This window comes from Micromonospora sp. FIMYZ51, assembly GCF_038246755.1.
In the GTDB taxonomy this organism is placed as follows: Bacteria; Actinomycetota; Actinomycetes; order Mycobacteriales; family Micromonosporaceae; genus Micromonospora.
The window spans coordinates 4,374,484-4,399,937 of the sequence record NZ_CP134706.1 but is presented as its reverse complement, the minus strand read 5'-3'; the positions used below and the strand labels follow the sequence as shown (position 1 = coordinate 4,399,937).

Below are 25,454 nucleotides of genomic sequence, written 5' to 3'. Positions count from 1 at the left end.
AACCTGGGGGGTGGTCGTTGACGTGGAAGATCGTCGAAGTTAGCGTTAACAAACTCGTCCACTTTAGAGGACACCCGCCACCACCAAGGGAGGGACCAATTGGGATGGGAACAGCGAAGAGCACGGCGCAGGCCGAGTCGGAAGGGTAGCGCCGTCGTGGCCCTGGGACTGAGTGCGCTCCTCGCGGCCACGATCGCACCGACGCCCTCGCACGCTGTCGACAACCAGCTCACCGAGGGGTTGGTGCACCGATTCGCCCTCGACGAGACCAGCGGGACGACACTGATCAACTCGGGGAGTGCGGGCTCGGCGGCAAACGCCACCCTCGTCAATCCGGAGAAGGCGACGCTTACCGGCGACGGCGTCAGGTTCAATCCCGACTCGTACGAGAGCGCCCTTGACGGCGCGTACGTGAAGCTGCCGAACAACCTCACCGCCGGCATGTCGAACCTCACCGTCGACTACGACGTGTGGATCGACCCGGCGAACGTCGGCGAGCACCAGATGTGGAGCTTCGGCGCGAAGTCCGGCTCGTGCGACGTCGACACCGGTGCCCAGGGCGCCATCTTCGCGTCGAACACCCAGCGGTTCCGGGTCGCAGTGGGTTCGGTGAACCTGCAACAGAACCGGGTACGGATGACCGAGGGGGCGTGGACGCACGTCACGTACACCCAGGCACTGAACTCGGACGGCACAAGCTGGACCGGCCGGCTCTACCTCGACGGCGTGCTGCACGCGACGGCGACGAACCTGACCACGCCGCCGTCGGTGAACGCCGCCGGCACCAACTGCAACTTCCTCGCTCGCTCGCAGACCTCGGGCCACTACTCGTTCCGTGGCACCATCCGGGACTTCCGGGTCTACGACCGGGCAGTGAGCCCCGACGAGACGCTCACCCTGGCGCAGCGGACCGTCGCCACCGGCGTCCGGGCCGACGCCGCCGCCATCGACCTCGGCCTGACCAGCGCGATCGTCCGCGACATCGGGCTGCCCAAGGTGGGCTCCGTGGCCGGCTCGGCGATCACCTGGACGAGTTCGGATCCATCGGTGGTCGAGGTCTACACCCCGCCGGCCATCCCCAGCGCACGCAAGGTGCCGGTGACCGGCCGGATCACCCGGCCCGCGCAGGGGCAGCCCGATGCCACCGCCACGCTCACGGCCACCGTCCGCAAGGGTGCCGACGAGGTCGTCACCAGGGACATCCCCATCGTGGTCAAGGCCGAGTTCGACGACGCGCAGGCGGTCGACCGGGACACCTCCGACCTGACCCTGTACGCCACCGACGACGTACGCGGGAACATCAACCTCCCCGCCACCGGTGCATTCGGGTCCACGATCACCTGGAAGTCGACCACCGACCTGGTCACCGCCACGGGTGAGGTGACCCGCCCGGCCTTCGGCCGCCCGGATGTCGCCGCCACCCTGACGGCCACCATCGCCAAGGGTTCGGCCTCGAAGACCAAGTCGTTCCCGGTGACCATCACCGCCATGCCCCGGTCCGAGGAGTACGAGCGGTACTTCATGGGCTACTTCAAGGGCGAGGGAATCGCCGACGGTGAGCAGATCATGTTCGCCACGTCCAACGGAAACACCGCGCTGGACTGGACCGGGCTGACCGGGGGCCGGCCGTCGCTCATCTCTCAGCTGGGCGACCAGGGCCTTCGTGACCCGCACATCGTCCGCTCGCCCGACGGCGACACGTTCTACATGATCGCCACCGACCTGAACTGGTACGACCAGGGCGGGTACGCCATCAACGACACCCAGTACATTGAGGTCTTCGAGTCGCACGACCTGGTCAACTGGACTCCGCAGCGGCACGTGAAGGTCGCGCCCGACGACGCGGGCAACGCCTTCGCCCCCGAGTCGCTGTGGGTCGACGAGATCGGCGCCTACGTCGTGTTCTGGGCGCAGTCGCTCTGGGACGACCCGGTGAACCGCACCGGGCAGGGCAACGCGCAGATGTGGTACGCCACGACGCGCGACTTCCAGACCTTCTCCCCGCCCCAGGTCTGGCAGGACCCGGCCCCGCTGTCGCGGATCGACACCACCGCGATCAAGGTCGGTGACCACTACTACCGGGTGACCAAGAACGAGGCCGGCAACCAGGGCTCGGACATCTTCTCGGAGAAGCACACCGACTTCATGGACAGCAACGTCGAGAACTGGACGATGCTCGCGCCGGCGCTGGGCCGCACCACCTGGGATCCGAACCAGGGCTACGAGGGGCCGGTCATCTTCAAGGCCAACCCTGGCGACACCGCCTGCCCCGGTCAGTTCTACCTCTGGGGTGACCGGTACACAAACGGCGGTGGCTACCAGGCGGCATGCCACGAGAACATCGAGGCGCCGACCTGGAACGCCAAGGCGATCACGATGACCAACGCGGGTGTCGTCCGTCCGCGTCACGGCACGGTGATCCCGCTGACGCTGCGCGAATGGAACGACATTCGCGGCATCCCGAACGGCGACGTCGCCACCACCACCGAGGTGGCTGTCGAGCCGTACGCGAGCGGGGCCCAGACGACGACGGCCAGCACCACCGTCGCGGCGGCCGACGGGTTCGAGACCGGCGGCCAGGTGCGGTTCAGCGTCGGCTCGTGGTCGAAGCTGGCCTACCTGACCGACGGCGTGGCCACCGTTACGCTGCCGGCGGGTCTGCCTGCGGGCACCCGGACGATCAAGGCCGAATACCTCGGCTTCGACTACCTCACGGCGTCGCAGGGCAGCGCGTCGGTAAAGGTGCCCGCCGGCCCGAACGCGGTAAAGGTCCACGCGAAGGCCGCGCCGGCATCGGTCGTCCGTGGGAAACCGTTCAAGCTGAACGTGACCGTCGAGCCGAAGGGCGGGCCGAAGAAGAACCCGCCGACCCCGACCGGCGAGGTCACCGTCACCTTCGCCGGCACCGCGCAGGTCGTGCCCCTGGCGGACGGCAAGGCCGTCGTCGAACTGCCGACGGCCGACCTGCCACGCGGGACGTACCGGGTCCACGTTGCCTACTCCGGCAACCCGACCTACCAGGGTCACGCCGCCAACTATCAGAACCTGACAGTGCGGTAGCCAGCCGAAACACAGCGAGCGGGCGAGATCAATCGATCTCGCCCGCTCCATACTCGAGGTCCACTCCACGCCCAGTAGAACCCGCTGCGCCGTTAGCACCTCGAAGACTTCGCCGCCTGCTACCTGCCAGGCGAGCCCCGATCCGAGCGCGTCGAGACCAAGCGATCCCGGCCCTCGCGGCCATCGCCTAGAAGACCGTCGAGGACCTCAGCGCAGCCTTCGCGGGTGCTCGGAGGCGGCGTGTCCTATGGGTTCGTCGAGCAGTCCACCCCGCCCCGCTACCAACCCAGGCACCGCATCACCCGGCCCTGACCTCAGTCGCCACCACCTATTTTACGCATTGATGGAGGTAGTATGCTGCGCAGGTATGCCTAATGCGCAGGAGCCAATACAGTCGGAATTTGCAGGCCCAGGACTCGATCCTCTCGCTCTTGCTCTTGATCTTCTGCATCGGATCGAGCGTGGCAATGACTACGTCAGGCTGCGGAAGGAGGCTTTCAGGCGAGGGGCGGTAATTATGCGGATTGCTGCCGTAGCACTTTCCGTCGCATCGACCATCATTCTCGGATTGCAGGATCTCGACTTCTGGGCAGGGCTCGGCTTTGCGCTGGTAGCTGTGGCAACCGTGGTGAACACGGTCGAGCCGTTCTTCGCATGGCGAGCGCGGTGGGTGCTGATGGAGGAGAGTCAGTACAGATTCTACCGACTGAGGGATGACGTTATGTACTACATCGCATCGACTCAGCCAGGTCAGATCGAAGTAGAAAAAGTGCGGGAGTTGTTCGATCAATACCAAAAAATTTGGGACGACCTAAGCTCTCGCTGGCAGGAGTACAGGCGCTCAGGATCAGCTACCCATTGAGACCTTTCCCAACGCGCGTCGGGCCATTTCGGGCCTGCGACCGGCACTGGTGCAACTTCTTGGTCCAGCCGGTGCTCTGGGCCGGTCGTCACCGTCGCGCCGGGGCGCATCGGGGTGGGCGATGCGCGTACCGTCGACTGTGGCGGTCTGCTGGTCGTAGCGTCCAGCGGTCCGCCGCCCAGACCGCTACCTGGGAGGCGATGGTGACCGATCCGGCAACCTTTGGTGCGCGTCTTCGTGCGTATCGCGAGCGTGCGGGAAAGACTCGGCCGGTCCTTGGCGGGCTTGTCGGACGCAGCGCGGAGTGGGTCAAGGCTCTGGAGAATGGCCGCCTTCTTCCGCCTCGTCTACCGATGCTGCTGCGGTTGGCGGAGGTGCTCGACATTTCCGATCTTGCCGAGTTGACCGGTGATCAGTCGTTGCCGGTGGCGTCGGTGACCAGCGCCGGGCATTCCGATGTCGGCAAGGTGGGAGCCGCCATGCGGCGTGCTTCCGTGCCGGTCGGCGCGGTGACGCCGGTCGAGGTGCTGCGAGCGCTGGTTGACCAGGCGTGGGCTCTGTGGCATCGGTCGACAACCGAGCGTACGGCGGTGGCGGCGGTGCTTCCCGGATTGTTGGGGGATGCGCAACGTAGCGCCCGACGGTTGGACGGTGCGGCCCGTCGGCAGGCGCTTGTCGAGTTGGCGCGGGTCTACCACCTGGTGCAGTTGTACCTGGCCCACCAGCCGTACCCGGAGCTGGTGTGGCTTGCCGCCGACCGAGGAATGCTTGCGGCTCAGGAGGCTGACGACCCCGCCGCGATGGCGGTTGCCGCCTGGTACTACGCCCACGTCTACCGGGGGGCCAACCAGACCGACGCCGCCGAGCAGGTGCTGGTCGATGTCGCTGGGCTGGTCGACCCGGCGGCTGGTGACGAGCAGTTGGCGCGGTGGGGCCAGACGCAACTCGGCATCGCGTTGGCCCACAGCAAGGCTGGTCGGGCGGGGCGGGCCTGGCGTGCGTGGGATGCCGCAGATTCGGCTGCGGGTCGCCTCGGCAGCAGCTACGCCCATCCGTGGTTGATGTTCGGGCCGGCGGCCTGCGCGGCGTACGCGGTCACCATCGAGACGGACCTGTGTCGGCCGGGCGAAGCCGTGCGGCGAGCCGACACCACTGACTACCGCGCACTGCCCTCACACACCCGGCGGGCTGGCGCGCTGATCGAAGCGGCTCGGGCACACATGCTGGCGCGGGGAGAGGTCGCGGCGGTGCATCTGCTCGGGCGGGCACTGCGGGAGAGCGTCGACACCGTGCGGCACCACCCGTACGCCCGCTCTGCCGCACTTGAACTGTCGAACCGACCGGGAACGATCGGTGAGGACGCACGGGAGTTGGCTCTCGCCATTGGAATGACGGGGTAGCCCTCTCACGCTAGCGCTGTCGGCGGGCGCAACCGGCCCCGGCCGATTCGGGACCAGCCGCTACCTGGGAGGCTGCCATGCTCCCTTACGTGGGGCGGAGTAGCAGGCATCGGTCACAGCGCGTACCGTGCGCATTACTGTGCCGGACCGAGTCGATGTCGGGCATCCCTCGTGTGGGAGGGCACTATGGCGGACTACATCGGACTCCGAATCGCCCGGTGGCGAGCTACTGCCGGGATGACCCAGCAACAGCTTGCCGATCGGGTCGGCGTTTCCGCTGCTTACATCACGATGATCGAAGGCGGCAAGCGCGCCGTCACGAAGCGGAGCCTCATCATCGCCCTGGCCACTGCGTTGGGTGTACGGGTCGAAGACCTCACCGCTCAGCCAGTCCAGCCTCGGGACGCCTCCGAGTTGGCGATCTACAGTGCCGCGCCTGGGATCCGGCGGGCACTCGACGATGATCCGGACGGGCCGCCGCCGGACCTCGACGACGTCGCCCGTCGTGCCGAAGAGGTGATGCGGACGCGGATGGCCTGCGATTACGTGGCGTATGCCGCGCTGCTGCCTGGCCTGATCGCGGCCACCCGGCATCTCGCCGCCGAGCCTCGCACCGAGCGGCAGGGGTTGGCGCTGTTCGTGAAGGCGGCGTTCGCGGGCGCGACCGGCATGAAGAGCCTCGGTCACGTGGACCTGTCGATGCGCCTTGCCGAACGCGCCCAGCTCGCGGCCGGGCTGCTCGGTGAACCCGACGAGATCGCGGCGGCCGACTTTGCCACCGCACAGGTCGCCCTGACCGGCGGGTCGCAGCGCCGCTCCCTGACCCTGGCTGCGGCTGCTGCCGAGCAGGTCGGCGACACGGCAACCGGGAGCATGGCCTCCTGGTACGGGCTGTTGCACCTGCACGCGGCAATCTCCGCCGCGTCGCTGGGGCGTGGTGATGATGCTGCCGCTCATTACGCCGAGGCCGAGGGTGCGCTGCGTCGGGCGGACGGCCCGGATCGGTGGCGGATGGAGTTTGGGCCGGCGAACGTAGCGACGTGGCGGGTGGCCATCGCGTTGGAAAATGGTGAGCCGGAACGAGCGCCAGAGTATGCCCGGAAGGTCGACCGGGCTGCTCTGCGCAACGCTCAGCGTCGGACCCGGCTGCACATCGATGCTGGTCGGGGCCACTTCATGGCTGGCGATCCCGACAAGGCGGTGCGGCAGTTCCTGGCAGCAGACGACATCTCCGCCCATGAACTGCGATCCAGGGCGATGGTCAAGGAGATCACCGGCCAAATGGTGCGTGACGCTCGACGCCGTGGATCCGCAGAACTGCGCGACCTGGCGGCGCGGCTCGGCATCGACCCGCTCGACCCCGATGCCAGCACAACCTAACAACCTGTTATGAAACAGGCACCAACTGTCGCTGACGATTCAAGTGCGGCGGCGGTGCCTTCCTCCATCGGTCCCACGAGCATCGCCGCCGCCTCACATCAAGGAGGCGACACCGATGATGCTCGTCTGCTGGGCGTCCCGACCGATGCGACGCCGAAAGCACCGCCAGCCCATGACTCAGGCTCCGGGCCGCGCCGCGCAACACACCCTGAGTCATGAGCTGGCGTTTGTCAGGGCTCGGCTGACACCTCGCGCCAGCGGTCTGCGCGAGAAGGGACCAGCGCGGTGAGCAAGCGTGACCGTGACGCCGATCGACCGAAGCGTGGGCCTGCCATTCAGGCTGCCGAGCACGAAGCCGCCAAGCAGCGGATCCTGGACCAGGCGGAGGCGGAGCGTACGCCCCTTGACGACACGACCCAGGCCATCCCTGATCGGCAGCGGCGTCGTGAGCGGTGACCGGGTGCGGGTGCTGCTGGCCCCGCGTACCGGGTTGGGCTGCCGGATCTTGACCACCGGTCGGCCAGGTCGTTACCGGGGTGCTCCGGGGAGTGGGTCCGCGATGTATACGCCCTTGCCCTGTCGGCCGTCGATGAGTCCTTCGGCTTTGAGGATGAGCATGGCGGCGCGGATGACGGTGTTGCTCACGTCGTACTGCTCGCAGAGGGCGGCGAAGGACGGCAGTTGGTCGCCCGGCTTCAGCTGGCCGGAGCTGACCTGCTCGCGGATGTCGCGGGCGACCTTCAGATATGCGGCTTCTGACATAGGTGGTGCTCCCAGCTTGGCGGCTGGGATAAGCAGATCACGCCGCCGCCGAAACTTGCAACGCTATGTGCTGTCAGTGTTGACCCTGCGCACATTGCGTCTTAAGTTGCTTCTGGGGGTGCCCAGCTTGGCGGCCGGGTCTCCCTGCCGTGGGTGCCCCGTCGTTGCACGTGGCTGGCCGGGTGCCCACGGCGTCTCGGAGCGTCGGCGGGAGGCATGGTGACCAGACCATCGTGGTGGTCAGCGCCTGCGATGACACCTACCGGGCATCGGCCGGTGTGGTCGTGGCGGAGGCGGCGGCGGGTCTGTCGATGTGGGGCGGATCTGCCGTGTCGGGATCGGCTTCGGGTTCCGGTGAACCGTGGTCACTGGGGGGTGCCGGATGGGCGGTGACCGGGTGCCGATCGGCCGGCGGGTGGCGTACCTGCGGGTGCGGCGGGGGCTGTCGCAGCAGTCGTTCGCCGACCGTCTCGGCAAGTCGAAGAGTTGGGTCGACAAAGTCGAGCGTGGCGTCCGCAGCCTGGAGCGGGTGTCGACGATCCGCGACATCGCCGCCGTGCTGCGGGTCGATGCCGCGACGCTGCTCGGTCGCGACGCGCAGCCCGTCGACGCGGGCGAGCAGAGCGAGGACCTCGTGCGGGTCCGGGCAGCGTTGTCGGCGTACGAGATGGTGCGTGATCGGCCCGCGCCGGTGGTGCCGGTGGAACGTCTCACCCGACAGGTCGGGTACGTCTGGACCGCCTACCAGTATGCCCGGTATCCGCAGGTGGTCGAGCTGTTGCCGAGGCTGCTCAGCGATGTGCAGCGCGCCTACGTCCGCGATCCGGTGGCGGGTCGGGTGGCGGTGGTGGAGGCGTACCGGGTGACGGCGGCGCTGCTGGTGAAGCTGGACGATTCGGATCTGGCCTGGTTGGCGGCGGATCGGGCGGTGGCTGCCGCAGCCGGTGATCCGGTGTTGGTGGCGGCTGCGGCGGTGCAACTCGGTCAGGTGCTACGCGCGTCGGCGTGGACCCGGTCGGTGTTGCTGGCGGCGGCGTACCGGATCGCACCGGCCGATCTCGACAGCGGTTCTCCACCGGAGTTGTCGTTGTGTGGGGCGTTGCTGGTGCAGGCGGGGCTGGTGGCGGCCCGGTGCGGTGACGAACGTGCCTCCGGTGACCTGCTGGACGAGGCCGCTGAGCTGGCGGCCCGGGTCGGGGACGGGCACGACCTGCACCGGACGGCGTTCGGGCCGACCGCTGTCGCGCTGGCCCGCTGTGCTGCCGCCGTCGAGTCGGGTGACGGGTCGGCGGCGGTCGCGTGGCACGAGAAGGCGGTCCGGCGGGACGGGTGGCGGTTGTTGCCGGTGGAGCATCGGGCGGCGCATCTGATCGACGCGGCGCGTGCGTACCTGCACACCGATGATCCGGGCAACGCGGCGCGGGTGTTGCTTGCGGCGGAGGTCGTCGCGCCGTACGAGGTGCGTCGTCGGCCGGCGGGCCGGGACCTGGTTGCCCAGGTGGCCCGGGATCCGCACGCCCCGGCGACGATCGCCGAACTGGCCCTGGGTCTCGGGTTGGTGTGAGTGGTGACCGCGCCGTTCCTGTCGCTGGCTCAGATCCGCAACCGGCTGACCCTCGCCGCCCGACGCTCCGAGCGTGACCACAGCGGGCAGCAGGAGCGTTGCCCGCTCTGCGGGGCGGCGTTCAGTCGAGCAGGGCGCGAGCCTCGGCGAGAAGTTCGCACTGTCGCCGCCAGTCGCCGCCGGAGAAGCCGATGACGAGATGGTCTGCCCCGGCGCGGTGGTAGGCGGCCAGTCGCCGGGCCGCGTCGTGCGGCGTACCCGTGATCGGGATGGTGGCGGCGCAGTTGGACCGGTTTGCCGGCCAGCAGGTCCGGCAGCAACTCCAGCGCGGTGTCGGTGCGCCGTCCACGTTGCGCGTACGGCACACCGGCCGCCGCGGCAGGATCACGCCGACGCCCAAGCGGTCGGACTGCACACCAGATCGGCGGAATGGCGGCATCCGGGACGGCGGGACACCGCCATTCCGGCGGAACCGAGGCCGACCCCGAGGCCGACCCCGAGGCCGACCACCGAGGCCGACCACCGAGGCCGACCCCGAGGCTGGGTGCCGGGGCGGAGGCCGCAGGTTTTCGCGGGGGCCGGTGGGGAAGCCAGCGGCATGGCCGAGACATTTCGGGACCAGGATCTGTTGACGCTGCAATCCATCGCTCGGGGTGCCGGGATACCGGACCCGGAGGGTATGCCGCACGACGAACTTGTCGACATGTTGCGTCGCGCCGGACTGGCGGAACCGGACGGAGGCCCCGCGCGGGCCGAATCCGGCGGACGCTACCAGGGGCGGGGAGTCGGCCGGCGCGAGTCGGCGGGCGGGCCGGCGGCGCAGACCGGGGCCGAGTACGTCGACCAGCCCACCCGGGATCCCGCCCAACTGGCCGGTCTGCCCCGCAGTGACCTGTCGCTGGGCGACGAGAGCACCGGCGGCTGGGCCGCCGAAGAGGCGGTCGGTGGGCGACGCGGCGAGTCGACCATCCCCGACCTGGCCCAGGACGCCCGCTCCGTGCAGGGCGAGGACGCGGACCCGGCCCACCTCGCCGGCCTGCCGCGCAGCGGCCTCAACCTGGGTGACGAGACCACCGGCGGGCAGGCCGCCGAGGAGGCGATCGGCGCGCGTCCCGGCGAGTCCGACACCGAGATCGACGACCGTACGCAGGGCTGATCCGGCCCCGCGTACGGTCAAGGCTCAGCGCAGCGGGTCGAACGGGCGGAGTTCCGCCGGCTGCCGGCCGGTGGTGATCTGCTCGGCGAGCAGCTTGCCGGTGAGCGGGCCCAGGGTGATGCCCCACATGCCGTGGCCACCGGCCGCGTGCACCCGTGGGGACCTGGTGCGGCCGATCAGTGGCAGCCCGTCCGGGGTGCAGGGGCGGGATCCGACCCACTCGTCGACCCGGGCGTCCAGGTCGGCGTTGCGCAGCAGCGGCCGGGCGGCCTCGGCGATGGCGGAGATGCGGCGGCGGTCCAGCGGTGCGTCGGCGCTGCGGAACTCCATCATGCCGGCGACGCGCAGCCGGTCGCCCAGCGGCGTGCAGGCGACCCGCTGGGCGGGGAAGTACACCGGACCGGTCGGCACGTGCTCGATCGGGACGCTGAAGCTGTACCCCCGGCCGGCCTGTACGACGGTCCGCACCCCGAATCGTCGGGCCAGCTCACCGAGCCAGGTGCCGGTCGCCAGCACCACCGCGTCGTACCGCTCGTCGGCACCGTCGGCGGTCACCACCCGGACCCCGGCGGCCTCGTCCTGCACCCGCACCACGTCCGCCCCGGTGACCAGGGTCGCGCCGCGAGCGCGTACCGCGTCGGCGAGCGCCTCGACGTACTGCCCGGGGTTGAGGTAACGCTGATCGTGCAGGCGGATGGCCGCGCCGATCGCGTCCGACAGCGAGGGCTCCACCTCACGGGCCTCGGCTCCGGTCAACACGTCGAACTCGATCCCCTGGCCGGCGGCGTGGATGTGCGCCAGCTCGTCAAGCAGGACCGAGCGTTCGGCCTCGGTCCGGTACGCCGCGATGAACGACTTCGCCTCGTTCGTCACCGCCGCGACCCCACCGGCGGTCAGGTCGTCGAACGCCTCGAAGGCCCGCCGGTTCATCGGGATGAAGGCCCGCATCGCGATCTTCCACTTGGCCGCGGTGCTGTGCCGGGCGAAGCCCGCCAGGAACTTCAGCAGCCGAGGGTCGGCGCGCGGCGGCACGTACACCGGCGACGACGGGCTCAGCACGGCGCGCAGCCCGTAACGGAGCACCGCCGGCTCCGGCAAAGGAGTGGTGATGCCGGGGGTGAGCCAGCCGGCGTTGCCCCACGACGCGCCCGCCGCGACGCCGGTACGGTCGAGCACGGTGACCTGCACCCCGCGCTCCTGGAGGAACCAGGCGGTCGCCAGCCCGACCATCCCCGCGCCGATGACGGCGACGTGCCGGGGGGCGGGTACGGACTCGACGGCAGGCATGGTTCTCTCCTTCGACGCAACCGAGGTTGCGGCAATCCTGGCCCGGTTGCGTCGGGCCGTCATTGTCCTGAGCAGCCAATACTCGTATCGGCTGTTGGTCGAAACGAACAACGCCGAGGGATAATCCGATCATGATCACCGTTGCTGGGGTGGTGGACGCGGTCGGTGCCGCGCTACTCAAGATCGTCGTACCGGCCGAGGCGGTGGAGGTCCGCGATGTGACCCTCACCGAGTTCGACGAAGCGTCGTCCGGCCAGAGCGGCGACCTGGTTCTCGGCGCCGGCATCGCCACCTGCGACCAGGCGCTCGCCGTGATCCGGCGCTGCGCGCAGACCGGAGCGGCCGGCCTCGTGCTCAAGCCTCCGCTGGCCACGCATCCCGACGTGACGTCGGCCGCCGCAGAGCGCCAGCTGACCCTGGTCGAGCTGGGCAGCCACGGATCGTGGACGCAGCTGGTCTGGCTGCTGCGGGGAGTGATCGACACGGCCGCCGTGCCCGGCTCACCCGAGACCGGCGAAGCCGGGGTGTACGACCAACTGTTCGCCCTCGCCGACGCGGCGGCTGCCATCGTCGACGCGCCGGTGACGATCGAGGACGCCCAGTCCCGGGTGCTTGCCTACTCGTCCCGGCAGGACCGCACCGACCCCGCCCGGGTCTCCACGATCGTCGGACGACGGGTACCGGGTGACGTGATCGCGTACTTCCGGTCCCGTGGCGTCTTCCGCAAGCTTGCCGTGGGCAGTGTGCCCATCTTCGTGCCGCAGGGGCCGGACGGGACGTTGCCCCGGCTGGTGATCCCGATCCGGGCCGGAGGTGAGCTGCTCGGCTCGATCTGGGCCGTGGTCGAAGCCCGGGTGCCGGCGGAGCGTCTGCGTGACCTCCAGGGCGCGGCAAGCGTACTCGCGTTGCACCTGCTCCGGCTGCGGGTGCAGGCCGACGTCGCCCGCCGGGCGTCCGCCGACCGCCTGCGGATGGCGCTGCGCGGTCCGGTCCCGACCGGCCAGGACCTGGGCCTACCCACCGGGCCGTGGCGGGTCGTCGCGCTCGGGGCGCACGGCGGGACGGGGGAGCTGGTGCACAACCTGGCGCTGTGGGAGTCGATCACCCGCCGCCACGGCTGGCGTCAGCCGCTCATCGCCGATGTCGGCGACGTCCTCTTCGCCGTCGTGGTCGACCCGGGTGAGGCGCCCGGCTCCCGGGCCTGGCTGGAGAAACTGATCAACGACATCGCCCTGCACGATCCCGGGGTACGCGCCGCGTCCGGCAGCGTCGCCACGACGCTGACGGACCTGCCGCGATCCCGCGCCGAGGCGGCCGAGCTGCTGACGCTGCACCGCTCGACCCGGACGCGAGATCCACTGCTGCGCTTCGAGGACGTCTGGGCCGAGGTGGTCGTACACCGGGTGATCAGCGCGGTGCCCGAGGGTGACCTGCTGGTCGGTGGTCCGCTGCCCGACCTCGTCGCACACGACCGCAAGCACGGCACCGAGTACGTCGCCACGGTCGCCGCCTGGCTCGACCAGCGGGGCGACCCGACGAAGGCCGCCCGTCAGCTGCACGTGCACCCCAACACGCTCCGGCACCGGATGCGCCGCCTCGCCGAGGTCGTCCCGGTCGAACTCGACTCGCCGCGTACCCGGCTGGCGTTGCAGATCCAGCTGGCCGCGCTGCGCCCGGGAACCTGACGCCACACAGCCGGGTACGGCTCAGACCGTGCCGGTGATCAGGTACTGCATCTGGTGCTCGTGGTGGGGTGCGACGCCGTACCGCTGGTCCAGCTCGTAGATCGAGGTCAGCGGGGTGACGGTGACCTTCGTCAGGCCGGCCTCCGCCAGCACCGCGACGGTCTTGTCGATGCTTGTCGCGGTGGCCAGCGGCAGGGCCGCCTGCACCTGTGGGTCGTAGTGCTCGGCGAAGTTCTCCGAGGCGTTGTCCAGACCGTTCGGGAACCAGGTGCTGTCCACCACGGCGATGGTGCCGCCGGGCCGCAGCAGGCGCGCCCAGTTCGCCACGGCGGTCTGCGGCTCGCGCAGCGTCCACATCAGGTAGCGGCTGGTCACCGCGTCGAAGCTGGCGGCCGGGAAGTCCGGGGCCACGGCGTCGCCGTACGTGATGACCGGGCCGTTGTCGATGGTGGCGGCGTGCCGGCGGGCCTGGTCGAGCATGCCCTCGGCGAGGTCGATGCCGGTGACCCGGTGCCCGAGTCCGGCCAGGACCATGGCGACCTGCCCGGTGCCGGTGCCCACGTCGAGCACGTCCAGCGGTGCCGCCGGCAGGGCCTGCGCCCAGATCCGCGACCAGGCCGCCTGGTCGTCGGCGAACCGGTCGGGGCGCTGCTGGTACGCGTCGTAGTCCGGCGCACGCCCGGTCCAGTAGTCGTTGATCCGTTCCTGCACGCTCACGCCAAGCTCCCTTGTGCGATGGTCTGGTCGATCGGGTGGTAGAGCAGGTGGATCCCGTTGTCGAGATCCAGGCGCTGGATGCCGATGCCGTAGACGGGCTCCAGCACGGCGGGATCGAGCACCTCGTCGGTGGTGCCGGCGGCGGCCACCCCACCCGCGCCGAGCAGCACCAGATCGTCGCAGTAGCGGGCGGCCAGGTTGAGATCGTGCAGCACCACCACGGCGCAGGTGCCCAGGGCGCGTACCAGGTGCAGGATCTCGTGCTGGTAGCGGATGTCCAGATGGTTTGTGGGCTCGTCGAGCAGCAGGTGGGTGGCCTGCTGGGCCAGCGCGCGGGCGATCAGCACCCGCTGCCGTTCCCCGCCGGAGAGCTGGACGAACGCCCGCCCGCCGAGGTGCGCGGCACCGACCCGGGCCAGGCAGCGGGCGGCGATCTCGTGGTCGGTGCGCCCGGTGCGCTGGAACGTCGACAGGTGCGGCCCCCGGCCGAGCAGCACCAACTCCGCCACGGTCAGCGCGGTCTCGCCGCCGGTCTCCTGCACCACCACGGCCAGCCGGCGGGCGGCTTCCCGCGCCGGCAGGGCGGCCAACCCGTCGCCGTCGACCGTGACCTCGCCGGTGGGACTGCGCAGCGCACCGTAGAGCAGCCGCAGCAGGGTGGTCTTGCCGCTGCCGTTCGGGCCGATCAGGCCGAGCACCCGGCCCGGCCGGGCGGTCACGCTTACCCCGTCGATCACCGGGTTCGCGCCGTAGCGCCAGGAGACCCCGGTCGCGGTGATCACGTGTCGTCCCCGAAACGCTGCACGATCCGCTCCAGGCCGTCGATCGACAGCGGCGTCGGCGGCTCGGTGAAGTTGAACAGCTGGGTCATCACCTGACCGTCGCGGACCGCGGCGAGCTTCTCGGCGCCGGGCAGCCCGGTGAGCGCCTGCTCGACCGCCTTCGGGTCGCCGTCGCCGTAGAGCAGGATCAGCACGTCGGGGTTGCGGCCGAGCAGTTCCTCCACGGTGACCTCGAAGACCCGGTCCGTCACGTCACCGAAGACGTTGCGGAAACCGGCGGCCTCCAGTTGCGGGTGGGCCATGCTGGCGGTGCCGTAGGCGTACGTGGTGCCGCCGCCGATCGTCGGGTACAGCACCGCCGCGCTGCGCCCGGACGCCGTACCCGTCGCGGTCTGGATCTTGGCCATCCGGTCCCGGAGCGCGGTGACCGCCGTCGTGGCCTCGGCCTCGCGCCCGAACACCCGGCCGTACGTCTCCATCTGCCGGTAGATGTCGTCGAAGCTCGGCACGGCGGTGCTGTCCGGGCACATCGCCGGCTCCTCAAGCAGCGGGATCTGCACCGCGGAGAGGGCGTCGCGGGAGAGGTTGTCCACCTCGCCGAGGACCAGGTCCGGCTGCTGGCTGATCACCACTTCCTTGGAGATCTGAAGGTGGCCGCTGGTGTCGGTCTTGTCGGTCAGCAGCGGGATCCGGTCCAACTCGGCGAGGGTCGCCGCGTCGTAGTACTCCGTCGGATACTGGCCGGCGCGGGCGGTGACCCGGTCCAGTACGCCGAGCGCGTGCAGGTACGGCACGGCGGCGCTCTTGAGCAGGACGACCCGCTCGGGAGCGGCCTCGAAGGTCACCTCCACGCCGCAGTTGGTGACGGTGACCGGGAAGCCTGGTCCGCTGGCGGCCGGCGCACCGGTGGTGCCGCCGCCACACCCGGCGACCACCAGCAGGAGGGCGGACGCGGCGGCGAGACGGGCTGCCTTCATTGGTACTCCTCGACTCCGGTGGGCGCTCATGCGCCGGTGGCGTGCAGACGACGGATCAGGATCAGCAGGAAGGGCGCGCCGAGCAGGGCGGTGATGATGCCGATCGGGATCTCCTGCGGGGCCAGCAGCACCCGGGCGAGCACGTCGGCCCAGACCAGGAGGATGGCGCCGAGCAGTGCGGCCACCGGCACCACGCGGACGTGCGGTGCGCCGACGATGCGGCGGGCCAGGTGCGGGACGACCAGGCCGACGAACCCGATGCTGCCGGCGGCGGAGACCAGCACGCCGACGCTCAGCGAGACCAGGACGAGCAGGCGCAGCCGGAACCGGTCCGGCGACACGCCGAGGGTCTGCGCGGTCTCGTCCCCGATGGCCAGCACGTCGAGCCGCCGCCCGGCGACGGTCAGGGAGGTGATCATGCCGATCAGCACGACCGCGGCCACCGCCAGCAGGGCGTCCCAGCGGGCCAGCCCCAGGGAGCCGAGGAGCCAGAACATCACCGACCGGGCACCCTCGGCGGAGCCGGAGGCGAAGATCAGGAAACTGGTGGTGGCGTAGAGGGCGTAGCCGACGGCGACGCCGGAGAGCAGCAGCCGGATCGAGGTCACCCGTCCGCCGCTGCGGGCGAGCAGGAAGACCAGCAGCGACGCCGCGAGCGCGCCGAGGAACGCACTTGTGGAGAGGGCGTACTGGCCGAAACCGGCACCGGCGCCGAAGAGGATCGCCGCAGCCGCGCCGCTGGAGGCCCCGGAGTTGATCCCGAGCAGGTACGGGTCGGCCAGCACGTTACGCACCATCGCCTGCAACGCCACACCGCAGACCGCCAGCCCGGCGCCGACAAGCATGCCGAGCAGGACCCGTGGCAGTCGTACCTGCCAGACGATGGCCTCCTGCGGTGGCGTCCAGGTCGCCTCGCCCGGCAGGCCGACGAGGTGGTGGCCGATGATCCGGGCCACCGTCAGCGGAGGGATCCCGATTGCGCCGGTACCGACCGCGACGATCCCGGTCACCACAAGCCCGGCGGTCAGCGCGAGCAGCCAGAGCGCCGTGCGGCGTCGCTGCGCGGCGACCCCGAGCAGGTCCGGCTGACTCTGCTGGTCCTCCGGCTGCTTCCCTCGGGGCGGGGCGATGGCGGTCACCGAAGCCAATCTGCATTCCCCTTGCTCTTGCAAACTCTTGGCGACAAGCTACCAGCAAGATCAGGGGACCGGAAGGACGGTGAGGTGCTACTCACCCGGCCGGGACTCGGACGCCCCGTCCCGGCCGGGTCCGCGATGCCCCGTCCGGCCGGGTCCGCGATGCCCCGTCCGGCCGGGTCCGCGATGCGTCGTCCGGCCGGGTCCGCGGTGCCTCGTCGTTTGTCACAGGAGTAGCACCAGCGCGGTGCCGACCACCACTGCGGGGATCGTGGTGATGACGGTCGCCACGACCGCGGAGCGCTGGCGCAACGCGGCAAGCGGGATGAGCGCGTCGCCGTCCTGGCTGATGGCGTTGGCGACGAGGGTGGGTAGCGGCAGCCCGCCGCTGACGTAGAGGCCGGTGAAGACGATCTGCACGGCGCAGCCGGGAATGAGGCCGATCCCCGCGCCGACAAGTACGCCGACGATGCCGGCGACGGCGAGTTGGGACCCGTCGAAGCCGGTGGTGGTGGTCAGCACCTGCCAGGCGAGATAGGCCACGGCGACCCAGACGGTGACGAAGGACGCTTCGTGCGCGCTGTGCCGGAACGTCGCGGCCATCGACCGGGCGTGTGCGGTTTCCAGCGTGTCGTCGGCCAGTCGTCCCCGGCCGGCGGCGAAGATGAGCGCCGCGACAAGCGTGCCGACGACGCCGAGCGTGAGATACGGGTCCACCCCGCCGAGCAGGCGGGTCAGCGCGTTCGGATCGACGAGCTGGAACAGCACCGGCACGGAGACGGCAAAGGCGGGCGTGGTGAGCCCCCAGAACGCGGTGCAGGCGGAGATCCGGGGCAGCGGACCTCGGGGCGAGGTGAGATCGGAGCCGCCGCCGGGCCGCCCGGTTGAGCCGCCGCCGGGCCGCCCGGTTGAGCCGCCGCCGGGCCCACTCGTCAAGGTGCTGCCGGGCCGGCTCGCTGATCCGCCGCCGGGTCCGCTCGTCAACACGCCGCCGGGTCCGCTCGCCGCCTCGCCGCCGCCTCGGCGAGCGGAGGTACTGCCCGGTCCGCTCGCCGAGGTGCCGCTGGGGCCGGCCGTGGAGGTGCTGCCGGCGAGGCTGGTCGAGGCGACCCCGGCGAGGCTCGGCGGGGCGCTGGCGAGCACCGGCGTCCGGCGCAGGGCACACGCGGGGTCGATACCGAGAGCGTCGATGACGTACCCGGTGGCCAGGCCGACGGCGAACAGCAGCGCGTGCAGTTTGAGCGCGAAGACCGGGTTCCAGGCGAGCACCACCCAGGACGAGTCACCCATGGTGGCGACCAGCGCGGCCACCACCGTGCCGAAGCTGACCTTGCCGCGTGCGTACAGCGGCATGAGGATGATCGCGCCGCCGCAGCCGGGACTGACACCGAGCAACGCCCCGACCAGCGGCCCCAGCCGGCGGTGTCGGGTGAGGCCATCGCTGACCCGGTCACCGTAGCGCCAGCGCAACCACCCGAACAATGCCACCATGACGGCGACGTAGACGCCCACCTGCATGAACGCGTCCGCGAGCGGGCGGAGCACGAGCTCGGTCATCTGTCAGACACCTCCTTCACGGCTCCACCCGCTCAGCTGATCTTGCTCTTGACCGTGTTGACCATGCCCTTCGCCAGGCCCGGGTTGGTCCCGTACAGGCGCGGGTCGCCCGGCGGCAGAACCGGTTCGGGGGCGTGCGCGCGTGGGCTGTTGTCGTAGCGGAACTCGCCCCTGCCGTCCGGTGCCGGACCGGCGGCCCAGCGGCCCTGTGCGGCGTCGCCGTCCGGGGAGAAGTCGAGATACGTGTAGCTGAACTGCTCGGTGAAGTCAGCGGAGTCGGGGAAGGCGTCCGGCACCGGCATCTCCTCCAGGCCGTCCTCCTTGAGCTGCTCGATGGCCGCCATCCACATGTTCTGGTGCATGGTGTCGCGGGCCAGCAGGAACCGCAGCATCTGCTTGACACCGGGATCGTCGGTCATGTTGAACAACCGGGACACCTGGAGCCGGCCCTGCGCCTCGGCGGTGACGTTCAGCTGGAAGTCGGCCATCAGGTTGCCGCTGGCGGTGATGAAATTGCCGTTCCACGGCACACCGGCGCTGTCCACCGGCAGCGCACCGCCGCCGCTGTGGATGAAGTGCGCCGGGTTCGACCCGCCGTAGATCGCAGCCACCATCGGGTTGTCCTCGGCCGCCTCCTGGAGCGACAGCGGCGCGTTCTCCAACAGCCGCGTGATCATCGTGGCGATCATCTCGACGTGGCCCATCTCCTCGGTGCCGACGTCGAGCAGCAGATCCTTGTACTTGCCGGGCAGCCGGCAACTCCAGCCCTGGAAGAGGTACTGGTTGGCGACGGTCATCTCGCCCCACTTGCCGCCCAGGATCTCCTGGAGGCGGCGGGCGAAGGCGGCGTCGGGTCCGTCCGGCTTGGCTTCGAACTGCAAGTCCTTCATGTGGGTGAACACGTGCCCTCCTCGGTGTTGGGTACCTGACACCGAGGGCCTTCCCACCATGACGACCCGGGCGGGCCAACCAGTGGCCCGGCCGGGTCACCTGATCGGGTGTACGCCGGGCAGCAGCACCTCCAGCGCGATCCCGTACGGCCGCAGCCGGTGCAGCCGCAGCTGACCGCCGTCGGCGGCGGCGAGTTCGCGTACGATCCACAGCCCGAGACCGGACATGCCGACGGCCGGTAGGGGCCGGCGGAGCGCCTCGACGAGTGCGTCCGCCGCCCGCCCCTCGTCGGTGACACTGAGGCTCAGCCCACCCCGGCGGTGTACCGCGCGGATGCCGATCCGGCCGGCGGGCGGGCCGTGCCGGAGGGCGTTCTCGATCAGGTTGCCCAGCACCTGCCGGGTGCGGCGGGCCGGCGCGGGACACCTCGCGGCCTGCGGGGTGACCAGGATGCGTCGCCGTTCCGCCGGCACGAGGGCCGCGACGGTGGGCAGGATCTCCACAAGCGGTGCCCTCGGCTCGTCCCGGCGGGCGGCGAGCGTCAGCCCGCTGACGCTCGTCGCGGCCTCGTCGAGCAGCGCCGCCAGGTGCGTCGCCTGGTCGCGGGCGAGCGCGACAACGGCCCGGCGGTCATCCTCGGTCAGTGCTGCGGTCTCGTCGGCGAGCGCCCGGGTCAGCGCGGTCAGGCTGCTGACGGGCGTACGGAGTTCGTGGCAGAGCACCCGCAGCAGGAGATCGGCGGGAGCGGCCGGGCCCGGCGGATCATCGTCCCCGATCCGCCCGCCGGTGTGGCCCAGCCCTCCCGGCCCGATCCGCCCGCCGGTACGGCCCAGTGTCCGCAACAGCCGTGCGAGCCCGTACCGTCCCCGCATCTGCCCGGCTCCCCCCGATCGCCGTGTACCGCATGATCGGTACCCGCTTGGGAAGGGAACAGGCATGGTGCAGTCCCCGGCTCTCCGGGTGGCTGTCGTCGACGACCATCCGCTGTTCGTCCGCGGACTCGAACTGCTGCTGCCGGCGGCCACCGGTGCCCGGGCGCAGGTGGTCGGTTCCACCGGTGACGCGGCGGCGGCGGCCTCGCTGATGAGCCGGTGTCTGCCGGATCTGGCCCTGGTCGACCTGCACATGCCGCCGCCCGGAGGCATCCGGGCGGTGGCGGCCATCCGGCGGACGACGCCCCGGGTGCGGGTGGTCGCCATGTCCGGCGACGACGATCCGGCACCCGCGATGGAGGCGCTGCGGGCCGGTGCGGAGGCGTTTCTGCCGAAGAGCGCCGAGCCGGAGGCGTTGCTGCCGCCACTGATGGCCGTCCTCGACGGTTGGGCCGTGCTGCCCGCGCAGCTGCTGCGTGGCCTGCTCCGCTCCGGTCCGGGCATCCGGGTCGACCTGGACCCGGAGGAGCGCGCCCTGCTCCGGTCGATCGCCGCCGGCCGGGGCACCCTGGAGATCGCCGATCAGCTGCACGTCTCCGAGCGCACCGTGAAACGGATGACCGCCGCGCTGCTGCGCAAGATGCGGGTGTCCTGCCGCGCGGAAGCGGCGGCCCTCGCCGGCCGACTGGGCCTGCTGAGCGATTGAGAAACAACCGACCCCGCCGCCGGCAGAAGCTGCGCCGGATGGCCGGCGCGGACCACCGACAGCTCCCGCTGCCTGCGCGACGCGGTACGCGACTGGCGCCAGCCACACAACGACTGACTTGCGTCGGTCGGACGAACGACCCGGTACGAGCCGAGCGGCCCGGAGGCTGCCCGGCTCGGCTGTTGCCACCTGGTTACCGGAGCGGGCCGATGGCTGCGGATGTTAAGAGGGGGCCCCTTTACTACCGGAGGCGTTAACAAGGGGCCCTTCCTTGTTTCGAAGGCGGTGGAGTGGGCAGCACCAACACATGCTGTTTGATCTGCTGGGACGGGTAGACGACACCCTCACCGTCGCGATTCAGGGATACGGCTGGCTGCCCAACCGGATGCGCCGCCAGCCGGGGGACGTGTACCGTACCCGGCTGCTCGGGCAGACCGCGGTGGCGTTGCACGGCCCGGAGGCGGTGCGGTTCTTCTACGACGAACGCCACGTCCGGCGCTCGGGCGCCATTCCGGAACCGCTCCAGGGGACGCTGTTCGGCAAGGACGCGGTGCACACCCTCGACGGCGAACCGCACCGGGTCCGCAAGGCGATGTTCACCGCGCTGCTGATGAACGGCGGGTTCGAGGGCCTGGTGGAGCGGACCGAGGCGGCGTGGGACGCCGCCGTGGACTCCTGGGCGGGTCGCCGGGTCGTGCTCTTCGACGAGGTCCCTGCGGTGTTGACCCGCGCGGTCTGTGACTGGACCGGGATCGCGGTGGACGAGGCGGACCTGCCCGCGCTCGCCGAGGACCTGATCGCGATGGTGGACGGCTTCGCCACGGCGGGACCCCGCCACTGGAAGGCACGCCTGGCTCGGGGCCGTCGGGAGCGCTGGCTGGCCGACCTGGTCCGCCAGATCAGGGCGGGCGACGTCCGGGCGCCGCAGGGGTCGGTGCTGGCGGCGGTGGCGGAACACCGCGACAGCGACGGCCGGCTGCTGGACGCGGAGACCGCCGCCGTCGAGATCCTCAACGTCATCCGACCGACCGTCGCGGTGACCTGGTTCGTGGCGTTCGCCGGGCACGCGCTGCATCGCTGGCCGGAGTACCGCGACCGGCTCCGCGCCGACGATCCCGCTTTCAGCGAGGCGTTCGCGCACGAGGTGCGGCGCTTCTACCCGTTCGCCCCCTTCGTCGGCGGTCGGGCCGCGACCGACCTGACCTGGCAGGGCACCCGCATTCCGGCCGGGGCCATCGTCCTGCTCGACCTGTACGGGCAGAATCACGACCCGCGAGTCTGGCCCGACCCGTACCGGTTCGACCCGCAGCGTTTCATCGGCCGACCCATCGGCCCCTTCGACCTCGTACCGCAGGGCGGTGGCGACCCGCGTACCGGCCACCGTTGCCCGGGGGAGCAGATCACCGTCGCCCTGCTGCGGGCGCTCTCCGTGCGGCTCGCCCGGCTCGACTACCACGTGCCGGAGCAGGATCTGGACATCCCGCTGCACCGCATTCCGACCCGACCCGCAAGCGGTGTCGTGCTCGCCGTACCGGCGACGGTCGCCGTTCCCTGAGCCGCGTCGCGGTCAGCCGCCGGGGTGGGCGATGACGTCGGTAAGCGCCACCATGCCCGGCAGGCGGGTGTCCTGCCGCTGGAACTGCACCACCACCGGTACCGAGGAGGTGAGGACGATCCCGTACGGGCGGGCCAGCCGGATCGCCTCCGGATCGACGAGGTCGTTGAGGCGTACGTGGCGGATGCGTCGCTCCGGCACCCGCAGCGGATACGGGCCGACCGGCTCCTGCTGCTCGTAGTAGATGGTCAGTTCGAGCTCGGCGGGGCGGTCGCCGGTGTTGAGCACGCAGAGCTGGTCGAAGCCGGTGAACTCCGGCTCCTCGCCGTGGCTGGGAAAGGGGATGCGTCCGCCGGGTACCACCCACGTCGTCGCGCCGATCGGTGTCATCGATCCTCCTCGAGTAGCCGGGCGAGGTCCGGGGTGAGCAGTACGCCGTCCGGGTCGAGCCGGCGGCGGATGTCGGCGAAGGTGTCCCAGTCCGGGTAGAGCCCGCGCAGCTCCTTGGCGGTCAGCGAGTGCTTCTTGCCCCAGTGCGGGCGGCCCCCGAAGTCCCGGAAGATCGACTCCATGTCGGCGAAGTACTCGTCGTGCGGCAGGCCGACGTTGTGCAGGCAGGCGATGGTGGTGGTGGCCCGGTCGTTGGCGTTGCTCAGGTAGATGTCGTCGGCGGCGATGGTGCGTACCAGCAGTCGCCAGGCCACCGCCACCCGGTGCCGGTCGAGGACGCGGCGGCGTACCTCGGCGAAGCACTCCTCGAACGCCTCGCTGGGCAGCATGTACTCGATCTCCTCGAACCGCAGGTCACGGTCCTGGGGCAGCTTGTGGTGCAGCGGCCCGCTCTCCAACTCCCGGATCGGTCCGGTCCAGCTCGGCTCGGGCGGGTCGCGGCGATCGTCCAGGGCGCGTACCTGGGTCAGGTTGCTGCGCGGGTACCAGTAGAAGTCGAGGTTGCGGTGCCGCTGCTGGAGTTCCTCCCGGTGCTCAAGCGTCCACTCCACCGGCGCGCACCAGGTGCGGCGGACCACCTCGAAGTGCGGCTGGACGTCCAGGGTGAGGCGGGTGACGATGCCCAGCGCGCCGAGCGAGAGCCGGGCCGCCGGCAGCAGTTCGGGGTGCTGTTGCGCCGAGATGTCCAGCACCTCACCCGTGCCGGTGACCAGGCGTACCTCGGCGATCTGGGTGGAGAGGTTGCCGAACCGGGGACCGGTGCCGTGGGTGCCGGTCGCGGTGGCGCCGGCGATGGTCTGGTAGTCGACGTCGCCGAGGTTCTCCATCGCCAACCCGGCGTCGAACAGGCCCTCGCCCAGGTCCTCAAGTCGGGTGCCGGCCCCGACCGTGGCGCGTCGCCGCTCGGCGTCGTGGGCGAGCACACCGGCGAGCCGGTCGACGCTGACCAGCCACCCGTCGGTACGCACCAGCGGGCTGGACGAGTGTCCGGAGCCGACCGGCCGCAGCGTCGTACCGCTGTCGCGGGCCCGCCGTACCAGCTCGACCACTTCGGATTCGTCGGCCGGGGTGAGCACGTCGCGGGGAGTGCACCGGATACTGCCGGACCAGTTGCGCCATTCCCGGGGCACGCGGTCACCTCCTAACGACGGCCCGGCGTCACGGACGCCGGGCTCGGTGCTGCTGGTGAACCGGGGTGCTACCCGGCGACCTGCGCGGATAAACAAGATCGCTCACCGGCCGGGTGAGGTGGGGCCCGGCACGGTTCACCGGCTGGGTGGTGCGGGACCGTCCAGGGCCTCCAGCAGCCGGCGTCGCCGCAGCCACACCACCAGCAGGCCCAGTGCCAGCCCGGTCAGCGCCACCGCCCACCGCACCCCGATCAGGTCCGCCAGCCAACTCTGCACCAGGGCACCGGCCGGATAGCCACCGGCGAAGGCCATCCAGTACAGCGAGGCGACCCGGCCGCGCAACGCCTCGGGCGTCAGCACCTGCATTGTCACGTTGGCGTTGGAGAGCACCGCGAGGTAGCTCACCCCGAGCAGCAGCACCGCGGCGAACCCGGACCAGAGCGTCGGGGCCGCGGCCAGGGCGAGGGTGGCGAGCCCGTGCACGGTAAGCGCCAGCCCGGCGACCCGGGCCCGCCGGTGGCCGGTGCCGTAGACGCTGAGCAGCACCGCGCCGATGACGGCACCGGTGCCCAGTCCGGAGGCGAGCAGGCCGGCGCCGGTGGTACCGGCGTGGTAGACGTCGGTGGCGAAGACCGCCGCGAGCTGCACGATCGGCGTACTGACGAAGGACACGCTGCCGGCGAGCAGCACCGCGATCAGCAGACCGGGCACCCGGCGGGTGTACCGCACGCCGTCGCGCAGCCGGGCGAGCATCGACCTGCGCGACGTCGGGCCCTGGATCGGGCGGGGCCGTACCGCCGCGAGGGCGAGCAGCATCAGGACGTTGGCTGCGGCGGCCACCAGGAAGGCGGCGGTGCTACCGGCCCGGACCAGCACCGCCGTGGCCAGCACCGGACCCAGCGCCCGGGCCAGGTTGGCCTGCATCGCGTTGAGTGAGATCGCGTTGAGCAGGTGACGGGCGGGCACCAACTGGGGGATGAGGCTCTGCCAGGCGGGGGTCTGCACCCCGTTCGCCGCGCCAGCGAGGGCGATCAGGGTCAGCAACGCCGCCGGTGGCGCCGCGTCCGCCCGGCTGAGCAGCGCCAGCACCAGGGCGACGAGCAACGTGACGGCCTGCGAGACGGCCAGCACGGCCCGACGTGGGTAGCGGTCGGCCAGCAGCCCGCCGACCGGCGAGCCGAGCATCGCCGGTACGAACTGGGCGAAGGCGCCGAGCCCGGCCCACAGGGCCCGACCGGTGGCCTGGTACAGCAGCAGCGGCACGGTCAGGTTGAGCATCCAGGTGGCCGTGCTGGCGCAGACCGAGCCCGCCCAGAAGGTCCGGAACGGCGGACAGCGCAACGCCGCCACCGCGCCGGCCCAGCGGACCCGCTGGGGTGGCGTGGGCACCCCACCGGCGGGCGGCACGAGCACCGCGTCCGAGCCCGGCGGCACACCGCCGGGCTCGGACGCGTCCGCACGGGGGGATCGGTCCTCGGCCATCGTCACATCGGTACCCCGACTGGGCCGGACAAACGCGCACGTC

General features: G+C 70.9%; 22 protein-coding genes and 2 pseudogenes. 11 read left to right on the top strand and 13 right to left on the bottom strand.

Annotation, left to right across the window (positions count from 1 at the left end; genetic code table 11):
- The first annotated feature begins 156 nt into the window (after nucleotides 1–156).
- The 5 genes from QQG74_RS19940 to QQG74_RS19920 all read left to right on the top strand — a co-directional run bounded on the left by QQG74_RS19940 (nucleotide 157) and on the right by QQG74_RS19920 (nucleotide 7,158).
- A complete protein-coding gene (locus QQG74_RS19940; protein ID WP_341716280.1) occupies nucleotides 157–3,060 on the top strand; it encodes an immunoglobulin-like domain-containing protein in 2,904 nt (967 codons plus the stop codon).
- 367 nt (nucleotides 3,061–3,427) lie between these two features.
- A complete protein-coding gene (locus QQG74_RS19935; RefSeq protein WP_341716279.1) occupies nucleotides 3,428–3,922 on the top strand; it encodes an SLATT domain-containing protein in 495 nt (164 codons plus the stop codon).
- Between the two features lie 200 nt (nucleotides 3,923–4,122).
- On the top strand, nucleotides 4,123–5,322 hold the full coding sequence (locus tag QQG74_RS19930) for a helix-turn-helix transcriptional regulator (protein WP_341716278.1): 1,200 nt from the start codon (nucleotides 4,123–4,125) through the stop codon (nucleotides 5,320–5,322).
- A 186-nt stretch (nucleotides 5,323–5,508) separates the two neighbouring features.
- Nucleotides 5,509–6,702, top strand: a complete 1,194-nt coding sequence (locus tag QQG74_RS19925) for a helix-turn-helix transcriptional regulator (RefSeq protein WP_341716277.1) — start codon at nucleotides 5,509–5,511, stop codon at nucleotides 6,700–6,702.
- Nucleotides 6,703–6,987: 285 nt separating this feature from the next.
- A complete protein-coding gene (locus tag QQG74_RS19920; protein WP_341716276.1) occupies nucleotides 6,988–7,158 on the top strand; it encodes a hypothetical protein in 171 nt (56 codons plus the stop codon).
- A 72-nt stretch (nucleotides 7,159–7,230) separates the two neighbouring features.
- On the opposite strand, the gene QQG74_RS19915 is transcribed toward QQG74_RS19920, so the two are convergent.
- Complete coding sequence (locus tag QQG74_RS19915; RefSeq protein ID WP_341716275.1) at nucleotides 7,231–7,464, bottom strand: winged helix-turn-helix domain-containing protein; 234 nt, start codon at nucleotides 7,462–7,464, stop codon at nucleotides 7,231–7,233.
- 382 nt (nucleotides 7,465–7,846) lie between these two features.
- On the opposite strand from QQG74_RS19915, the gene QQG74_RS19910 reads away from it, so the two are divergent.
- Complete coding sequence (locus QQG74_RS19910; protein WP_341716274.1) at nucleotides 7,847–9,028, top strand: helix-turn-helix domain-containing protein; 1,182 nt, start codon at nucleotides 7,847–7,849, stop codon at nucleotides 9,026–9,028.
- A gap of 121 nt (nucleotides 9,029–9,149) precedes the next feature.
- Here the strand turns inward: QQG74_RS19910 and QQG74_RS19905 are convergent, their stop codons facing one another.
- Nucleotides 9,150–9,416 carry a hypothetical protein gene (locus QQG74_RS19905; protein WP_341716273.1) on the bottom strand — a complete coding sequence of 89 codons (267 nt, stop codon included), beginning with the start codon at nucleotides 9,414–9,416 and terminating at the stop codon, nucleotides 9,150–9,152.
- A 210-nt stretch (nucleotides 9,417–9,626) separates the two neighbouring features.
- Here QQG74_RS19905 and QQG74_RS19900 point away from each other — a divergent pair.
- Together QQG74_RS19900 and QQG74_RS19895 are read left to right on the top strand one after the other, a co-directional pair.
- Nucleotides 9,627–9,932, top strand: a pseudogene (locus QQG74_RS19900) (hypothetical protein); the annotation flags it as partial.
- A 72-nt stretch (nucleotides 9,933–10,004) separates the two neighbouring features.
- Nucleotides 10,005–10,184: pseudogene (locus tag QQG74_RS19895) on the top strand (hypothetical protein); the annotation flags it as partial.
- 24 nt (nucleotides 10,185–10,208) lie between these two features.
- On the opposite strand, the gene QQG74_RS19890 reads toward QQG74_RS19895, so the two are convergent.
- Nucleotides 10,209–11,471, bottom strand: a complete 1,263-nt coding sequence (locus tag QQG74_RS19890; RefSeq protein ID WP_341716272.1) for an FAD-dependent oxidoreductase — start codon at nucleotides 11,469–11,471, stop codon at nucleotides 10,209–10,211.
- A 131-nt stretch (nucleotides 11,472–11,602) separates the two neighbouring features.
- On the opposite strand from QQG74_RS19890, the gene QQG74_RS19885 reads away from it, so the two are divergent.
- Nucleotides 11,603–13,156, top strand: coding sequence for a helix-turn-helix domain-containing protein (locus QQG74_RS19885; RefSeq protein ID WP_341716271.1), 1,554 nt, complete (start codon nucleotides 11,603–11,605; stop codon nucleotides 13,154–13,156).
- A 21-nt stretch (nucleotides 13,157–13,177) separates the two neighbouring features.
- On the opposite strand, the gene QQG74_RS19880 is transcribed toward QQG74_RS19885, so the two are convergent.
- From QQG74_RS19880 to QQG74_RS19850, 7 genes are all read right to left on the bottom strand, one after another.
- Nucleotides 13,178–13,873: a class I SAM-dependent methyltransferase gene (locus QQG74_RS19880; RefSeq protein ID WP_341716270.1), complete on the bottom strand. Its 696-nt coding sequence runs from the start codon at nucleotides 13,871–13,873 to the stop codon at nucleotides 13,178–13,180.
- Nucleotides 13,870–14,655, bottom strand: a complete 786-nt coding sequence (locus tag QQG74_RS19875) for an ABC transporter ATP-binding protein (RefSeq protein ID WP_341716269.1) — start codon at nucleotides 14,653–14,655, stop codon at nucleotides 13,870–13,872. The genes QQG74_RS19880 and QQG74_RS19875 overlap by 4 nt, the downstream gene beginning before the upstream one ends.
- Nucleotides 14,652–15,632: an ABC transporter substrate-binding protein gene (locus QQG74_RS19870; RefSeq protein WP_341716268.1), complete on the bottom strand. Its 981-nt coding sequence runs from the start codon at nucleotides 15,630–15,632 to the stop codon at nucleotides 14,652–14,654. Before QQG74_RS19870 ends, QQG74_RS19875 begins: the two co-directional genes overlap by 4 nt.
- Before the next feature lie 26 nt (nucleotides 15,633–15,658).
- Entirely contained in the window at nucleotides 15,659–16,771 is a 1,113-nt protein-coding gene (locus tag QQG74_RS19865; protein ID WP_341716267.1) for an iron ABC transporter permease, read from the bottom strand.
- A 222-nt stretch (nucleotides 16,772–16,993) separates the two neighbouring features.
- Nucleotides 16,994–18,325 (bottom strand): putative manganese transporter, encoded by a 1,332-nt coding sequence (locus QQG74_RS19860; RefSeq protein WP_341716266.1) that lies wholly within the window; start codon nucleotides 18,323–18,325, stop codon nucleotides 16,994–16,996.
- A 32-nt stretch (nucleotides 18,326–18,357) separates the two neighbouring features.
- A complete protein-coding gene (locus QQG74_RS19855) occupies nucleotides 18,358–19,227 on the bottom strand; it encodes a manganese catalase family protein (protein ID WP_341716265.1) in 870 nt (289 codons plus the stop codon).
- Nucleotides 19,228–19,311: 84 nt separating this feature from the next.
- Entirely contained in the window at nucleotides 19,312–20,088 is a 777-nt protein-coding gene (locus tag QQG74_RS19850; protein WP_341716264.1) for a HAMP domain-containing sensor histidine kinase, read from the bottom strand.
- Nucleotides 20,089–20,152: 64 nt separating this feature from the next.
- Between QQG74_RS19850 and QQG74_RS19845 the strand changes: the two genes are divergently transcribed.
- Entirely contained in the window at nucleotides 20,153–20,794 is a 642-nt protein-coding gene (locus tag QQG74_RS19845) for a response regulator transcription factor (RefSeq protein ID WP_341716263.1), read from the top strand.
- A 307-nt stretch (nucleotides 20,795–21,101) separates the two neighbouring features.
- On the top strand, nucleotides 21,102–22,349 hold the full coding sequence (locus tag QQG74_RS19840) for a cytochrome P450 (RefSeq protein ID WP_341716262.1): 1,248 nt from the start codon (nucleotides 21,102–21,104) through the stop codon (nucleotides 22,347–22,349).
- Nucleotides 22,350–22,361: 12 nt separating this feature from the next.
- On the opposite strand, the gene QQG74_RS19835 is transcribed toward QQG74_RS19840, so the two are convergent.
- The 3 genes from QQG74_RS19835 to QQG74_RS19825 form a co-directional block, all read right to left on the bottom strand.
- Nucleotides 22,362–22,739, bottom strand: coding sequence for a sensory rhodopsin transducer (locus tag QQG74_RS19835; protein ID WP_341716261.1), 378 nt, complete (start codon nucleotides 22,737–22,739; stop codon nucleotides 22,362–22,364).
- Entirely contained in the window at nucleotides 22,736–23,929 is a 1,194-nt protein-coding gene (locus tag QQG74_RS19830) for a D-arabinono-1,4-lactone oxidase (RefSeq protein WP_341716260.1), read from the bottom strand. Before QQG74_RS19830 ends, QQG74_RS19835 begins: the two co-directional genes overlap by 4 nt.
- Before the next feature lie 135 nt (nucleotides 23,930–24,064).
- Nucleotides 24,065–25,411 carry an MFS transporter gene (locus tag QQG74_RS19825; RefSeq protein WP_341716259.1) on the bottom strand — a complete coding sequence of 449 codons (1,347 nt, stop codon included), beginning with the start codon at nucleotides 25,409–25,411 and terminating at the stop codon, nucleotides 24,065–24,067.
- Between the last annotated feature and the right edge of the window lie 43 nt (nucleotides 25,412–25,454).

Bases quoted from the DNA above. Each gene is read 5' to 3' on its own strand.
- QQG74_RS19925 (WP_341716277.1), top strand. From the start codon at position 5,509: ATGGCGGACTACATCGGACTCCGAATCGCCCGGTGGCGAGCTACTGCC.
- QQG74_RS19835 (WP_341716261.1), bottom strand. From the start codon at position 22,739: ATGACACCGATCGGCGCGACGACGTGGGTGGTACCCGGCGGACGCATC.
- QQG74_RS19890 (WP_341716272.1), bottom strand. From the start codon at position 11,471: ATGCCTGCCGTCGAGTCCGTACCCGCCCCCCGGCACGTCGCCGTCATC.
- QQG74_RS19915 (WP_341716275.1), bottom strand. From the start codon at position 7,464: ATGTCAGAAGCCGCATATCTGAAGGTCGCCCGCGACATCCGCGAGCAG.
- QQG74_RS19845 (WP_341716263.1), top strand. From the start codon at position 20,153: ATGGTGCAGTCCCCGGCTCTCCGGGTGGCTGTCGTCGACGACCATCCG.
- QQG74_RS19860 (WP_341716266.1), bottom strand. From the start codon at position 18,325: ATGACCGAGCTCGTGCTCCGCCCGCTCGCGGACGCGTTCATGCAGGTG.
- QQG74_RS19885 (WP_341716271.1), top strand. From the start codon at position 11,603: ATGATCACCGTTGCTGGGGTGGTGGACGCGGTCGGTGCCGCGCTACTC.
- QQG74_RS19870 (WP_341716268.1), bottom strand. From the start codon at position 15,632: ATGAAGGCAGCCCGTCTCGCCGCCGCGTCCGCCCTCCTGCTGGTGGTC.
- QQG74_RS19840 (WP_341716262.1), top strand. From the start codon at position 21,102: ATGCTGTTTGATCTGCTGGGACGGGTAGACGACACCCTCACCGTCGCG.
- QQG74_RS19825 (WP_341716259.1), bottom strand. From the start codon at position 25,411: ATGGCCGAGGACCGATCCCCCCGTGCGGACGCGTCCGAGCCCGGCGGT.
- QQG74_RS19930 (WP_341716278.1), top strand. From the start codon at position 4,123: ATGGTGACCGATCCGGCAACCTTTGGTGCGCGTCTTCGTGCGTATCGC.
- QQG74_RS19935 (WP_341716279.1), top strand. From the start codon at position 3,428: ATGCCTAATGCGCAGGAGCCAATACAGTCGGAATTTGCAGGCCCAGGA.
- QQG74_RS19850 (WP_341716264.1), bottom strand. From the start codon at position 20,088: ATGCGGGGACGGTACGGGCTCGCACGGCTGTTGCGGACACTGGGCCGT.
- QQG74_RS19910 (WP_341716274.1), top strand. From the start codon at position 7,847: ATGGGCGGTGACCGGGTGCCGATCGGCCGGCGGGTGGCGTACCTGCGG.